General features: G+C 36.9%; 13 protein-coding genes, 1 tRNA gene, 2 rRNA genes, 1 other RNA gene and 1 other annotated feature. Of the genes, 3 read left to right on the top strand and 14 right to left on the bottom strand.

All coding sequences use genetic code 11. The features are described 5' to 3' along the window. The 7 genes from BM260_RS18080 to ffs all read right to left on the bottom strand — a co-directional run. Nucleotides 1-93 (bottom strand): 16S ribosomal RNA (locus BM260_RS18080); the annotation flags it as partial. Nucleotides 94-361: 268 nt separating this feature from the next. Continuing rightward, complete coding sequence (locus tag BM260_RS18075) at nucleotides 362-619, bottom strand: pro-sigmaK processing inhibitor BofA family protein (protein WP_093538741.1); 258 nt, start codon at nucleotides 617-619, stop codon at nucleotides 362-364. Between the two features lie 59 nt (nucleotides 620-678). Then, nucleotides 679-891, bottom strand: coding sequence for a YaaL family protein (locus BM260_RS18070; RefSeq protein WP_175496349.1), 213 nt, complete (start codon nucleotides 889-891; stop codon nucleotides 679-681). Nucleotides 892-908: 17 nt separating this feature from the next. Beyond that, nucleotides 909-1,505: a recombination mediator RecR gene (gene recR, locus BM260_RS18065; RefSeq protein WP_093538739.1), complete on the bottom strand. Its 597-nt coding sequence runs from the start codon at nucleotides 1,503-1,505 to the stop codon at nucleotides 909-911. A gap of 12 nt (nucleotides 1,506-1,517) precedes the next feature. Beyond that, the gene (locus BM260_RS18060) at nucleotides 1,518-1,838 is read right to left on the bottom strand and encodes a YbaB/EbfC family nucleoid-associated protein (RefSeq protein WP_093538738.1); all 321 of its coding nucleotides are present in this window, start codon (nucleotides 1,836-1,838) and stop codon (nucleotides 1,518-1,520) included. Nucleotides 1,839-1,852: 14 nt separating this feature from the next. After that, nucleotides 1,853-3,598: a DNA polymerase III subunit gamma/tau gene (dnaX, locus tag BM260_RS18055; RefSeq protein WP_093538737.1), complete on the bottom strand. Its 1,746-nt coding sequence runs from the start codon at nucleotides 3,596-3,598 to the stop codon at nucleotides 1,853-1,855. Nucleotides 3,599-3,750: 152 nt separating this feature from the next. Continuing rightward, nucleotides 3,751-4,018, bottom strand: an RNA gene (gene ffs / locus BM260_RS18050) — signal recognition particle sRNA large type. Nucleotides 4,019-4,241: 223 nt separating this feature from the next. Here ffs and BM260_RS18045 point away from each other — a divergent pair. Further along, nucleotides 4,242-4,334: transfer RNA gene (locus BM260_RS18045), tRNA-Ser, on the top strand. Nucleotides 4,335-4,511: 177 nt separating this feature from the next. Here BM260_RS18045 and BM260_RS18040 read toward each other — a convergent pair. The 3 genes from BM260_RS18040 to BM260_RS18030 form a co-directional block, all read right to left on the bottom strand. Next, nucleotides 4,512-5,180: a deoxynucleoside kinase gene (locus BM260_RS18040; RefSeq protein ID WP_093538736.1), complete on the bottom strand. Its 669-nt coding sequence runs from the start codon at nucleotides 5,178-5,180 to the stop codon at nucleotides 4,512-4,514. 2 nt (nucleotides 5,181-5,182) lie between these two features. After that, nucleotides 5,183-5,815, bottom strand: coding sequence for a deoxynucleoside kinase (locus BM260_RS18035; protein WP_093538735.1), 633 nt, complete (start codon nucleotides 5,813-5,815; stop codon nucleotides 5,183-5,185). A 106-nt stretch (nucleotides 5,816-5,921) separates the two neighbouring features. Then, nucleotides 5,922-7,058: a glycosyl hydrolase family 18 protein gene (locus BM260_RS18030; RefSeq protein WP_093538734.1), complete on the bottom strand. Its 1,137-nt coding sequence runs from the start codon at nucleotides 7,056-7,058 to the stop codon at nucleotides 5,922-5,924. A gap of 76 nt (nucleotides 7,059-7,134) precedes the next feature. Between BM260_RS18030 and tadA the strand changes: the two genes are divergently transcribed. Beyond that, nucleotides 7,135-7,608, top strand: a complete 474-nt coding sequence (tadA, locus tag BM260_RS18025) for a tRNA adenosine(34) deaminase TadA (RefSeq protein ID WP_093538733.1) — start codon at nucleotides 7,135-7,137, stop codon at nucleotides 7,606-7,608. A gap of 17 nt (nucleotides 7,609-7,625) precedes the next feature. Here the strand turns inward: tadA and serS are convergent, their stop codons facing one another. Continuing rightward, nucleotides 7,626-8,900, bottom strand: coding sequence for a serine--tRNA ligase (gene serS, locus BM260_RS18020; protein ID WP_093538732.1), 1,275 nt, complete (start codon nucleotides 8,898-8,900; stop codon nucleotides 7,626-7,628). Nucleotides 8,901-8,952: 52 nt separating this feature from the next. Continuing rightward, nucleotides 8,953-9,171, bottom strand: a binding site (T-box leader). Nucleotides 9,172-9,397: 226 nt separating this feature from the next. Here serS and pdxR point away from each other — a divergent pair. Further along, nucleotides 9,398-10,816, top strand: a complete 1,419-nt coding sequence (pdxR, locus tag BM260_RS18015; RefSeq protein WP_093538742.1) for a MocR-like pyridoxine biosynthesis transcription factor PdxR — start codon at nucleotides 9,398-9,400, stop codon at nucleotides 10,814-10,816. A 22-nt stretch (nucleotides 10,817-10,838) separates the two neighbouring features. Here the strand turns inward: pdxR and BM260_RS18010 are convergent, their stop codons facing one another. The 3 genes from BM260_RS18010 to rrf all read right to left on the bottom strand — a co-directional run. Beyond that, nucleotides 10,839-12,173 carry a serine hydrolase gene (locus BM260_RS18010; RefSeq protein WP_093538731.1) on the bottom strand — a complete coding sequence of 445 codons (1,335 nt, stop codon included), beginning with the start codon at nucleotides 12,171-12,173 and terminating at the stop codon, nucleotides 10,839-10,841. 142 nt (nucleotides 12,174-12,315) lie between these two features. Then, nucleotides 12,316-13,782: an IMP dehydrogenase gene (guaB, locus tag BM260_RS18005; RefSeq protein WP_093538730.1), complete on the bottom strand. Its 1,467-nt coding sequence runs from the start codon at nucleotides 13,780-13,782 to the stop codon at nucleotides 12,316-12,318. 380 nt (nucleotides 13,783-14,162) lie between these two features. Beyond that, a 5S ribosomal RNA gene (rrf, locus tag BM260_RS18000) occupies nucleotides 14,163-14,255 on the bottom strand; the annotation flags it as partial.

The raw sequence follows: 14,255 nt of genomic DNA, 5'->3' as shown, positions 1-14,255 counted from the left end.
AGAAGAAGCAAGCTTCTTCGTCATTCGCTCGACTTGCATGTATTAGGCATGCCGCCAGCGTTCGTCCTGAGCCAGGATCAAACTCTCCATAATAGTTCACTTCCAGTATGCAGAGCACATTGAAAGCGAACAAATTAGAACTAGTTTAAAAGCTCATTTTGTTTTGCTGGCATCATCATTAAATGATGTCCAAAATTGTTTTGCTATCATACTAACTAAGTTAGTTGATAGCTATGTTTCTTAACGTTTTGCATGTTCAGTTTTCAATGTTCATGTTGTCTGCCATAATGTATTACCTCTTGGCGACTTCTACAATATTACTCGCTCCTCATGATAAAGTCAACACTTTTTGCAAACTTTTTTAAATTAATATAGAAATAGCTACAACAGAGATGATTCCGGGTATACCTAACACTGCCGCTACAGTACCTGTAAACAAATTCACCGGTATTGCATAACCCATTGACCCCACCAATAAATGTACACCATATAATAAGAGTATGGAAAAACCTAAACGAAACAACAAGATAGATAGTCCTTCAAAAAACTTTGGGAATGAATTACGAAATAACAAAAAAGATAAAAGCAATAGTGAACATATAATGATAACAAACTTCATGAGTTACACCCTCCATAAAATCATATCTATCATTATATGTAACTATTGCTCTTGTTATTCTATTTGAGGATGACATTTCGGATCCTTGCTTCTTTATATAGATAGAAGTGGATACTTTCTGCCATTTTCCTTTTAGCAACTGCATCTAAATCGTAGTCATTTAAGTAATCCTCTATTGACTGGGCTTGATGCCACTCTGACTTTGTTTCTTTCATGAGTGTAATGAATTGCTCATCGAATTCCTTTTTCATTTTCCCTTTTTTAGAAAACATCACACCAACACATCCTCCTACAACTCTCGGCGACCTTCTAGAGCTTTAGAGAGAGTTACTTCATCTGCATACTCTAAATCTCCACCTACAGGTAATCCATGAGCAATTCTAGTTGTTTTAATACCAGACGGTTTAACAAGACGTGAAATATACATCGCCGTTGCTTCTCCTTCTATAGTAGGATTGGTAGCTAGTATTAGTTCTTCGATTTCTGTATTTTGCAATCTTTTCAAAAGCGAAGGTACATTGATATCTTCTGGGCCAATTCCATCCATTGGTGAAATTGCTCCATGAAGTACGTGGTATCGTCCGTTATAATCTCTCATCTTTTCCAAGGCAATTACATCTTTTGTATCTTGAACCACACAGATTAAAGATGCATCTCTTTGTTGATCCTGACAAATATGACAAGGATCAATATCGGTTATATGCCCACATACAGAACAAAAGCTTAAATTTCGTTTTGCATCAACTAATGCTTTTGCAAAATCTAAAACAGTATCTTCTTTCATGGTTAAGACAAAAAAAGCCAGACGGGCCGCTGTTTTCGGCCCTATTCCCGGCAATTTCATAAAACTATCAATTAGTTTTGATATCGGTTCAGGATAATGCATCTATTATTCCTCCTAGAACATGCCAGGAAGGTTCAACCCTTTCGTGAATTGACCCATTGTGGAGTTCGCTGTTTCTTCTGCTTTTTTAATAGCATCATTTGTAGCAATAACGATTAAATCTTGAAGCATTTCAATATCATCTGGATCTACTACTGCTGGATCTAGTTCTACTTCTAGTACTTCCTTTTGTCCTGAAACTATAACTTTCACCATGCCACCACCGGCTACTGCTTCAAAACGTTGAGTAGCTAGTTCTTCTTGTGCCTCTTCCATCTTCTTTTGCATTTTTTGCATTTGTTTCATCATACCTTGCATATTTCCCATTCCACGCATAATAATTTTCCTCCTTAGTTATCTTGTACTTCTACAAATTCTTTTCCGAATAATTTCTCCGCCTCTACTATCAACGGATCCTCTGATACTTGTTCCATCGCCTGTAATAGTTCCATTGAGTCATTTGGCTCAGAGGAATTTCCCTCAGTTTCTGGAGTGCTTTGTTTTAAACCGTTCTGCTTAATAAAGTCTTCTCGAATCTTTAACCAATTTTCTTCAGGCACATATAATACTTCATACATAGTCCCTGTTAAGTTAGCGATTAACTGGGGAAACGAAGTAGAGAATGTTTTGTTCTCCATAGCCATTTGACAATGAATATCATACTTGAATTTTAACACAAATGCATTAGAAGATGCTGCTACAGGCTCTGCATCATTTAATAAAGCAGCATGAGATTTTTGCAATTGCTGTAAAATACTTGCCCACTGAGATTTAATCACCTGGATATCGGTTTTTGTGGCGGTCTTCAAAATTTCTGATATCCGACCACTCGATACTTTGACGCCTCCAGAGGACTTTTGTCTTTGACGCTTTGGTTGATCTTGCGTTCCAGTAGTAGCTTGCAATGTCATCCCTTGGCTTAATTGCTGTTGTAATTGTTGTAATTGTGTTTCAAGTACTCGTACCTTTGTTTCTAACTCCGAGTTACTCTCACTTGATACGGTTCCTTCTTTTGGTACGTGTGCCAATCGAATTATTGCTGTTTCTAGATATACTTTCGCATGATTAGAAAAACGCATTTCTTGTTGTGTATTTGTCAAGATAGAAATGCCTTTGTATAAGGTATCTACTTGAAACTTGGAAGCAAGCTCTAAAAACATAGAGTCTCCTGTCGCTATTTCTAGTAATTCAGTTTGCTCAGGAGCAACAAGCAGGACAAGTAAGTCTCTATAGAAAGTTATAAAATCCTCTGTTAATCGAACTGGATCTTTGCCATCTTCGATTAACTTTTCTATACAAGCTAATGCCTTGGCTATATCTTTGTCTATCAATGCATCTGCTAATTGAAAAAAGACTTCCTGCCCGATTGAACCAGTTACCAGTAATGCATCTTCAATGGTCATTTTATCAGCACTAAAGGATACAACTTGATCGAGCATACTAAGTGCATCACGCATACCGCCGGCGGCTGATTGCGCAATGATTTTCAGTACATCTTCATCGTATTCAATTTTTGCATCCGTTAATACCTCTTCCATGCGAGAGACAATATCACTGGATGTAATTCGTTTAAAATCAAAACGCTGACACCTAGAGATAATAGTTAATGGTATTTTATGTGGTTCTGTTGTTGCTAAGATGAACACAGCATGGGCTGGTGGTTCTTCTAGTGTCTTCAGTAATGCATTGAATGCACTCGTGGAAAGCATATGCACTTCATCGATAATATACACTTTATATTTAGCATTAGAAGGTGCAAATCGTACTTTTTCGATAATATCACGCATTTCTTCTACCCGAGAGTTAGAAGCTGCGTCAAATTCAATCACATCTGTATTTGAGCCTTCTGTTATACTTTTACAAGTTTCACATGTATTACAAGGCTCTTTTGCTGGACCATTTTCACAATTCAAAGCCTTTGCAAATATTTTCGCTGCACTAGTTTTACCTGTACCTCGAGGACCAGAAAATAAATAAGCATGTGTTGTTTTGTTGTAAAGGAGGGCATTTTGAAGAGTTTGCTTAATATGAGTTTGACCGGACATTTCCGCAAACGATTGTGGCCTATAAGCACGGTAAAAAGCTTGATACGACAATCATTTCCCTCCTTCTCATTTCTAATTGTTAATGGTTTCTATTATACCATAAAGCTAACTAGACTTCGCTTATTTATGTATAGTAAATCTTTTTTCCAAATAAAAAACTCATCTGTCTATTAGACAAATGAGTTGAAGTTTAATATTAAATGCCGTGCACCTTCCTTCGATTGAAACACATAAGCGGCACCTTTGTCGTTAACTCAGTTTAGGCTACCCCGCGGCACATGAGAAAACACCACTTAATGCTGCTTCCTTCCGGACCTGACATGGTTCATGGGTACCCATTGCGCAGGACCCAAACGTCAACGTCACGTGCAAATACCAGACCCTACATGTATTCAACCTCAGAGAAGGAGTTCAGTCTCGCTAGAGCGGATTGCGAGTTACAAGACACCGCTACCTTCCCACCTAGCACGGCATTTACAAGTATACTTTTTTTATAGACAAAAATCAATGATAAAGCACAAGTAAATTTATATACATTTACTATTTTATAGTAATAACATAAAGATTTTTTAAAAAATAGCGATAATATTCGTTCGTTTCTTTCCACAATGGTCATATATAGTTTCTCACACTCATTTGACTAAAAATGTGTTGACATTCATTTTCTTCTATGATAAATTAGTTGATGTACTTCGGAGGAATACCCAAGTCTGGCTGAAGGGATCGGTCTTGAAAACCGACAGGCGGGTCATACCGCGCGGGGGTTCGAATCCCTCTTCCTCCTCCATTTTATATACACACGCATAAATTTGAGATTGAATTCGTTACATAGGTAACGAATTTTTCTTAAAACATTGTGTTCAGAATATTAAGAAGGTAGCGATATCCGTTAGCTTCTTTTTTTATGCCAAAATAACTTACTTATATAAAAATCCTCCTGTAAATAATCACAGGAGGATTTTATTTATTTACGAATAATAGCAGTTTGTTCCATGAATTGACCAACGCGTTCTAAAATTGTTTCTACGTCATTCGGGTTTGTCATAATATCATAATCATTAATATTCAAACGAAGTACTGGACAACCATTGAATGCATCAATCCATCGCTCATAGCGTCCATGCATTTCTTCCCAGTAAGAGATAGGGGTTTGCTGCTCCATTGGGCGACCTCTATCGTGAATTCGATCGATAATGTCATCCATTGATCCTTCTAAATATATTAGTAAGTTAGGATGTGGGAAATATGGAGTCATTACCATAGCTTCAAACAAGCTCGTATAGGTTTCATGATCTACAGGATCCATCGTACCTTTTTCTTTATGCATTTGTGCAAATATACCAGTATCTTCATAAATAGAACGGTCTTGTATAAAGCCACCGCCATACTCAAACATTCTTTTTTGCTCTTTAAAACGTTCAGCTAGGAAGTAGATTTGTAAATGAAAGCTCCACTTAGAAAAGTCTTCGTAAAAACGATCTAAATACGGGTTTGTATCTACTTTTTCAAAAGACGTTTTAAAATGTAATGCTTCTGCTAATGCTTTAGTCATTGTTGATTTACCCACTCCAACAGTTCCTGCAATTGTAATGACTGCATTTGAAGGGATGCCATATTTCTCTCTTAAACTCATTATTAATAACTCCTTTTATGCAATGTTGCATCTACTTTTTCTAGTATTATTTGTAGGTCCTTACCATTTTGAACAAAATCTATCTCGTTTCCACTTATTCGAAGAACTGGTACTTCAGGATGCTTTTGTTCGAAGTCATCGATAAACATTCGATAATCTGCTGAGAGCTGCTCCAAGTAGTCAGGGCTAATTTTTTTTTCGAAATCCCTTCCTCGCATATCAATTCGACTAAGAAGTACATCTATACTTGCATCTATATATATGACCATATTAGGAACAGGCATATCCTTTGTTAGGATTTGATATATTGATTCATACTTTTCATATTCTACTTCACTCAATGTACGTTTCGCGAAAATTAGATTTTTGAAAATATGATAATCAGCCACAACTGGATTTTCTTTTGATAAATATTTTTTCTCTATATCACTTAATTGTTTATAACGATTACACAGAAAAAACATCTCTGTTTGGAAACTCCACTCTGCTATATCCTCGTAAAACTTGTTTAAAAAAGGATTCTCATCGACAATTTCTTTCAGTAATGCAAATTGATATTTGGCCGAAATAGCTTTCGCCAGGGAAGTCTTCCCAACCCCTATTGGACCTTCTACTGTTATAAATGGAATGGACATAAGTTTTAACCTCACTCTAAGATTTCAAGTCGTATCATCTATTTTAGCACACGCTGAAAACGAAAAATAGAGCAAATCCACCTTTCCAAGGAAAGGCTAATTTGCTCTATTTTTTCTTCACTTGGAACATTTCATGAAGTAAGTACCAATTTTGTGGAAAGTCAAATCCACTATGCCAATATGCTATTCCTAGCAGCTGCAGTTCTATTAAAAGTTTGAATTTAGCTTGAATAGAACGTGCATCTTCAAACCAAACCTCGTGTTCGATACCATTCTGCCAATAGTGAAAGAAAGGAGCCTGTGCATTTTGATCGTACTCGATTGCGGCATTTCGATCCTTTGCTAGTTGAATAGCCTGTTGTGGACTTAATGCTCTAGCATTTGGGTTTCCTACCTTATAAGGTAATGTCCAATCATATCCATACAAATTCTGCCCCATCATAATTTTACTTGGCAGTATTTCTGTCTTTGCATATTCCAATACTCTACGAACTGGTCCAATTGGAGAGACAGCCATCGGTGGCCCACCACTATATCCCCATTCATAAGTCATAATAACAACAAAATCTGCTACTTCTCCTATTGCCTTATAGTCAAAAGCTTCATACCATCTTCCTGGTTGATCGGCACTAGTCTTAGGCGGAAGTGTTACGGATATAACATATCCTTTAGCAAATTCTTTAAATTCCTTTATAAAGTTCACGTAGTTTTCTCTATCCGTCGCTTCCATATATTCAAAATCTATATGAATATGCTTCGTTCCTCTTTTTTCAGCCTCTGCCACCGCTTGTTTAAACAAATTGGTCTTCACTGCTTCATCGGTGAAAATGGTATGAGCTAGAGAAGCATTAAACCCATAATCTTCAATATTCGCTATGACAATCACTGTTTCTACCTGTTGCTCTTTAGCAATTTCACTTAACGTCCCCCAATTCATCTCCGTCAATGAGCCGTCTCGTAGTACTTCATACGAAAAAGGCATCATATACGTTAAATTTGAGGCTACCTTCTCTACTTGCTCTAGCACACGTTCCGCAGGTACTTCTGTATACCATTCAACATACAAATTTGTCTCAATGGTAGGTCTGTTTGGACTTGGAGTTGATGGTAGTACCAGCGCCTGGCCTATTACTAATACATCAGGGTCAGGAATTTCATTTATAGAGACAATACTTTCCACTGTTGTTCCGAACCGTTTGGCGATTGCATATAAACTATCTCCTTGTTTAACTATATGGATCAATGCATCACTCCTTCATCTTAGAGTATGCAAGTTCTCAAAAAAACATGCTAAACTAAGAAGAAGGAGTCGATGAAAAATGGATGAATATTATATGAATTTAGCCATAGAAGAAGCAAAGAAGGCAGCAGCCATTGGAGAAGTTCCTATAGGTGCTGTAATAGTACATAATGATCAAGTTATTGCATCGGCTTACAACTTAAGAGAAACAAGCCTAAATGCCACAACCCATGCAGAACTACTCGCTATTCAAGAGGCCTGTGCAGCACTTAATAATTGGAGATTAGAAGAAACAACTTTATATGTTACCTTGGAGCCTTGCCCTATGTGTGCAGGAGCAATTTTACAGTCACGAATTCCTCGAGTAGTTTACGGAGCAAGAGATACCAAAGCCGGCTGTGTAGATTCACTGTACAGACTATTAAATGACGATAGATTTAACCATTGCTGTGACGTCACAGAAGGCATTTTAGCAGAAGAATGCGGCAGTATACTCACTCAATTTTTCCGTAACCTTCGTGAACAAAAAAAGAACCAGAAACGCGGTTTATAGCGAATCTGGTTCTTTTTTTATTTAATAACAGTTTTTCCACCCATATATGGAACAAGAACTTCTGGAACTATAACTGTTCCATCCGCTTGCTGGTAATTTTCTAATATAGCTGCTACTGTTCGTCCTAGAGCTAATCCACTGCCATTTAAAGTATGCACATACTCAGGTTTTCCTCCAGCTTCACGACGAAAACGAATTCCTGCACGTCTAGCTTGGAAATCTTCAAAGTTACTACATGAAGAAATTTCTTTGTATTCACCATAGCTTGGTAACCAAACCTCTAAATCGTATTTCTTTGCAGCTGTAAAGCCTAGATCTGCTGTACACATATGAAGTTTACGATATGGCAGACCTAACAATTGTAATACTTTTTCTGCATGTCCAGTTAAAAGTTCTAACTGCTCATAAGAATCCTCCGGCTTTACAAAACGAACTAACTCGACTTTGTTAAATTGATGTTGACGTATTAACCCACGAGTATCGCGACCTGCTGATCCCGCTTCAGAACGGAAACAAGCACTATAAGCAGTGAACGCTTGTGGAAGTTCGGCTCCATCTAATATTTCGTCTCTATAAAAATTTGTTACAGGTACTTCTGCCGTTGGTATTAAGAAATAATCCTCTTCTCCAATTAGGAAAGCATCCTCTTCAAACTTTGGAAGTTGCCCAGTGCCTGTAAGGCTTGCACGATTTGCTAAATAAGGAGGAAGCATTTCTTCATAGCCATGCTCTTCAGCATGTAGGTCCATCATGAAGTTTAATAATCCACGTTCCAATCTTGCTCCTAGTCCACGATAAAATGCAAAACGACTTCCTGTTACTTTTGCCGCTCGTTCAAAATCTACTAATTTTAAATCCGTCGCAATATCCCAATGTGCTTTCGTTTCAAAATCAAATGAAGGAACTTCTCCCCATTTAAGTATTTCTACGTTATCATCTTCAGAATCACCAATCGGTACACTATCATGCGGAATATTCGGGATTCGCATCATCATATGTTCAAATTTTTCTTCTACATCCCGTAGCTCATCGTCTAATGATTTTATTGCATCGCCTACTTCACGCATACGTGCGATAAGTTCATCCGCATTTTCTTTGTTTCGTTTCATCAAAGATATTTTTTGAGAAAACTCGTTTCTTTCAGCCTTTAACACTTCTGTTTTCGCAATCAATTCACGACGCTTTTGATCTAAAGGTTGGAATTGATCAAATTCTGAAATATCTTCCCCACGCTTAGCAAGTTTTGCTTTAACTTTTTCATAATTATCACGTACAAATTTTACATCCAACATATAATATTCCTCCTTAAAATTTTGAAAACACAAAAAAGCCCCCATCCCATGAAAAAGGGACGAGAGCATACCCGCGTTGCCACCCTGATTGATCCTGTCATAGACAGAATCCACTTACTTGTACTCTAACGGCTTTTCAACCGGCACGACCTACTAATCATTCAGCCGCACAACTCAAAGGACGGATTCACAAGTGTTTATATCAGCTTTCACCAACCGCTGACTCTCTATAAAAAACGAGCTTGTTACTGCTTCCTATCATCGTTTTTGATTCATGAAATTACTCATACTTTACTATACGTGAACTTCTTTTGCAAGACTTTCCTATATCTTCTCTACAATATAACATTGCCTTCCTACATGACGAGAGTTTGTGAAAGGATTTCCAATTGTTTATGCAAGTGCTCCATTATTTTTATTAAATTTAGTATAATAAAACATGACCATACTATAAGTATCTAAAATAAATCAAAAGAAGTGGTCAGATGGGAGAAATAATGGATTTCCTAATGTTTCAGTTAATACATAATTCAAAAACCCCACTATATGAACAATTATATCAATCCATAAAGAAAGCCATAATAAACGGAACAATTGAAGAAGGTATTAAGCTTCCCTCTAAAAGAAAGCTTGCCGAATATTTAGCAGTCAGTCAGACAACGATTGAGTTTGCCTATAGTCAGTTAGTTGCTGAAGGGTTTATAGTATCTGAACCTCGACGTGGATACTTTGTTCAAAATTTAGAAGAATTAGCGATCATTGAACAAGGTATTGCTTCTATCGTGCCGGAATCGACTGATATACCTTCCTTTACGGTCGATCTTTCTACAGGTAAAATTGATACAGACTCTTTTCCTTTTAAGACTTGGAGAAGATATGCGAAGGACATTGTAAATGAAGAAAATGGGGAGTTACTTCAGTTAGGTCATCCCCAAGGAGATTATTTATTAAGACAGCAAATTTCTTCTTACTTATTCCAATCTAGGGGAGTAAAGAGTACACCTGAACAAATTATTCTAGGCTCAGGTACTGAACAAATTATGCCGCTCATTATTCATTTGCTTGGCGAAAAAGCAGTGTATGGATTTGAAAACCCTGGATATCCACTTACACATCACTTATTTTTTAATGATAGTAGGATGTCTGTACCTATAGCAGTAGATAATGATGGGGTCATAGTTTCTAAACTAGAGCAATCTTTTGCAAATGTGATGTATGTGACTCCCTCTCACCAGTTTCCGACAGGAGCAGTATTGTCTGCAACCCGACGCAACCAGTTACTAGCGTGGGCATATCAGCAGGATAATAGATACATTATTGAAGATGATTACGATAGCGAGTTTAGATACACGGGTAAGCCTATTCCATCCCTACAAGGTATAGATCAAAATGAACGGGTCATCTATTTGAGTACATTTTCTAAGTCACTAATGCCTTCTTTGCGAATAGCCTATGCAGTTCTACCAAAGTCTCTAATCTTACAATATAAACAAAGATTTTCTTATTATGCAGCTACAGTTCCTCGAATGGATCAGCATATACTAGCAAACTTTATGGAAGATGGTTACTTTGCAAAACATTTAAATAGAATGAGAAAGATTTATAAACGTAAGTTAGAAATTATTACAAAAACTATTTTACAATACCATCCCACGGTTAGTATTTCTGGAGAACAGGCGGGAATGCATATTTTACTGACCATTCGTACAACTAAAACAGAGACAGAACTAGTGAAACTTGCTGAGCAAGCGGACATTCGGATTTATGGTCTTCAGGATTACATTTCATCGAATTTAGATGAGCAAACTTTTCCAAAGCTTGTACTAGGTTTTGGTGGCCTAAAAATGGAACAAGTTGCTTCTTCTATTCATCAACTGATGAAAGCACTAGAGATTAAAAAGCACCGTAACTCTTGATGAGCTACGGTGCTTCTGCTATTTAAAATAATCCACCTATAAAGTCTGTTGTGCTGTTCCATAAATTACCGAAAAATTTACCGATTCCTTGGAACATTAAGCTTATCCAACTAGAACGATCTACAGCTTCAGTAGTTACTACATCTGTTTCTGCCGCTTGATCAGTTATATAGCCATAGTCAGTTCCTTCAGATTTCTCTAAGTGAACTTTACCTACAACTGTGTCTTTTTTAATAGCTGCTTCAAGCGTCTCTTTAGTTGGTGTAAATACAGGCTTGTACAATTCTTTTTCATTTGTCTTAATAATCATAGAAATGGGTTCCTTCACAGCAATTGCAACTGTGTCCTCTTTCCCTTTTTCTACTTTTAATGTGGCTTGTTTTGGAATTTTAAATCCTGCTGGAACAATCTCTTCTTTAGAAAACTGGGAGAACCCATAATCTAATAGAGCTCTCGTTGCATCAAAACGTGCTTTATACGAACCTTTTCCATCTGCACCCACTGCTTTCATTACGACAGAAATAACACGCATTCCGTTCTTTTGAGCAGTTGCAGTAAAGGAATGACCTGCAAATTCTGTTGTTCCGGTTTTCAATCCATCTACGCCTTCATATTCATATACTAAACCTGGTAACATCCAGTTCCAGTTACTCATCTCTATTGCATCAGAAGTTCCTTCACGGAATATTTTCTTAGGAATCTTTGTAGTTTCTAAAACTTCAGGGAAATCTTTCATCAAATAATATGCAAGAATTGCCACTGATTTGGCAGGCATTACGTTTTCATCAGAAGCATTAGTACTCGCTGGGTGCATACCTTGTAAATCTTCATTATTTAGACCTGAAGAATTGACGAATTTATATCCTTCTAGTCCCATCTCTGCTGCTTTTTCATTCATTAGCTTTATAAAATTATCTTCAGTACCTGCAATTGTTTCAGCAATTGCTATAGTAGCAGCATTTGCAGAATATATGGCCATTGCTTCATAAAGCTCTTGAATAGAATAGCTACCATCTTCACGTAGTGGTACATTACTTAAACGACGATCCTGAGAGATTTTGTATGTATATTCAGTAACATTATATTGTTGATCCCATGTTACTTTACCTTCTGCTATTGCTTCAAATAACAAATACTCCGTCATCATTTTCGTCATACTTGCTATTCCAAGCGCTGTCTCAGAATTCTTTTCATATAAAATTTTTCCTGTCTCTGCATCGATTAAAATTGCTGCATCTACATTTAAATTCAAGCTTTCCTCTGCTTTTGTAGCAGCAGGCATACTACATACTACTGACACAAGAAACATCGGAAGTACAAGCCACTTTATCATTGATGTCATCCATACCTTCTTCACTATCGTACCTCCACCTTTTGGTTTTATCATTGCTCATTTTATCATACTTTAGCAAGGTAGGACACTTGTATACAAAAAAGCACCCATTCGTCCTAGTTTAAGACGACAAATGGGTGCAAAAGTTTCTATCTAGTGCAATTACTTACGATATAGAGTAGTTTGGAGCTTCTTTCGTAATTTGAACATCATGAGGATGACTTTCACGTAATCCAGCACCAGTCATGCGGATGAATTGCGCATTCTCTCTTAACGCTTCAAGTGTACCTGTTCCACAATACCCCATTCCTGCACGAACACCACCTAGTAATTGGTGCACAGTATCAGAAAGTGGTCCTTTATAAGGAAGACGGCCTTCAATGCCTTCTGGAACTAATTTTTTTGCATCTTCTTGGAAGTAACGGTCTTTTGAGCCTTTTTCCATAGCTGCAATTGATCCCATTCCGCGATAAGTTTTAAAACGTCTACCTTGGAAAATTTCTGTTTCTCCAGGACTCTCTGTCGTACCAGCAAGTAAACTTCCTAACATAACAACATGTCCACCAGCAGCTAAAGCTTTTACAATATCACCTGAATACTTAATACCACCATCAGCAATTATTGTTTTACCTGCTTTGCGAGCCTCTGTAGCACAATCGTATATAGCTGTAATTTGAGGAACCCCAACACCCGCTACAACACGAGTAGTACAAATAGAACCAGGGCCGATACCAACTTTGACAACATCAGCTCCTGCTTCAAATAAAGCCTTAGTTGCTTCACCAGTAGCAACGTTACCAGCTACGATATCTAAATCTGGATAAGTGTTGCGAATTTCTTTTACCGTATCCATAACCCCTTGAGAATGACCATGTGCTGTATCAATAACAATCACATCTACTTGTGCTTCTACAAGTTTTTGCACTCTAAGCATCGTATCTTTTGTAACACCTACTGCAGCGCCAACTAACAAGCGTCCATGATGATCCTTTGCAGCATTAGGAAATTCAATCACTTTTTCAATATCTTTAATAGTGATTAATCCTTTTAGTTTTCCATTTTCATCAACGATAGGTAACTTTTCAATTTTATATTGTTGAAGAATTTTCTCTGCATCCTCAAGAGTGGTTCCAACAGAAGCTGTAACTAGTTGTTCCTTTGTCATTACATCATCAATTTTTAAAGAGTAATCTTGAATAAAACGTAAATCACGGTTTGTGATAATGCCGACTAATTGTAAATCTTCTTCATTATTTACAATAGGGACACCGGAAATTCTATATTTCCCCATCAAATGCTCTGCATCATATACTTGATGAGTTGGAGTTAAAAAGAAAGGATCTGTAATAACTCCATTTTCTGAACGTTTAACTGTTAGTACTTGTTCAGATTGTTCTTCAATACTCATATTTTTATGAATAATTCCAAGTCCGCCCTGACGTGCCATTGCTATTGCCATTTTAGCTTCTGTTACTGTGTCCATTCCTGCACTAATCATTGGTATATTTAATTTAATTTTATCCGTTAATTGCACAGATAAATTGATATCTTTTGGTAAAACTTCCGATTGAGCTGGAACTAATAAAACATCATCAAATGTTAATCCTTCTTTTTGAAATTTAGACTCCCACATTTTTCAAAATTCCTCCTCGTTAAATGAATATTATTACAAGGTTATCAGCGCTTCTTGTAAGTGTCAAGAATCCACAAATAATATGTTTATTCTGATTTTTCTTTCTATATTATTTAAATCAACTACTAATGCTTAATTTTCTTAATATGTATATATAAAGTAGAAATATAATTAATGTTTGAGCAATTATATAAGATTACTTATTTTAACCAGATCAAATGGGGTGCTTTATAGATGTTAAATTTAGTGGAATTTTCATTTTATCGATAGGTATATACTTTAAGAGATTATTCTATCTGCGGAGGATCAAGGTTTTTTAGTATTGGATAGAATAAAAAGAAGTCGTTACCGATATAACTCGGTAACGACTTCTTTTTGGTGCCCAGCGACGTCCTACTCTCACAGGGGGAAACCCCCAACTACCATCGGCGCTGAAGAGCTTAACTTCCGTGTTCGGTATGGGAACGGGTGTG

The sequence above is a fragment of the Psychrobacillus psychrotolerans genome, assembly GCF_900115805.1.
Classification (GTDB): Bacteria; Bacillota; Bacilli; order Bacillales_A; family Planococcaceae; genus Psychrobacillus; species Psychrobacillus psychrotolerans.
Note: the sequence above shows the minus strand (reverse complement) of the source record. Positions and strands in the feature narration are given on the sequence as shown.

Bases quoted from the DNA above. Each gene is read 5' to 3' on its own strand.
- BM260_RS18075 (WP_093538741.1), bottom strand. From the start codon at position 619: ATGAAGTTTGTTATCATTATATGTTCACTATTGCTTTTATCTTTTTTG.
- BM260_RS18040 (WP_093538736.1), bottom strand. From the start codon at position 5,180: ATGAGTTTAAGAGAGAAATATGGCATCCCTTCAAATGCAGTCATTACA.
- BM260_RS18070 (WP_175496349.1), bottom strand. From the start codon at position 891: ATGTTTTCTAAAAAAGGGAAAATGAAAAAGGAATTCGATGAGCAATTC.
- BM260_RS18060 (WP_093538738.1), bottom strand. From the start codon at position 1,838: ATGCGTGGAATGGGAAATATGCAAGGTATGATGAAACAAATGCAAAAA.
- pdxR (WP_093538742.1), top strand. From the start codon at position 9,398: ATGGATTTCCTAATGTTTCAGTTAATACATAATTCAAAAACCCCACTA.
- serS (WP_093538732.1), bottom strand. From the start codon at position 8,900: ATGTTGGATGTAAAATTTGTACGTGATAATTATGAAAAAGTTAAAGCA.
- recR (WP_093538739.1), bottom strand. From the start codon at position 1,505: ATGCATTATCCTGAACCGATATCAAAACTAATTGATAGTTTTATGAAA.
- tadA (WP_093538733.1), top strand. From the start codon at position 7,135: ATGGATGAATATTATATGAATTTAGCCATAGAAGAAGCAAAGAAGGCA.
- guaB (WP_093538730.1), bottom strand. From the start codon at position 13,782: ATGTGGGAGTCTAAATTTCAAAAAGAAGGATTAACATTTGATGATGTT.
- BM260_RS18035 (WP_093538735.1), bottom strand. From the start codon at position 5,815: ATGTCCATTCCATTTATAACAGTAGAAGGTCCAATAGGGGTTGGGAAG.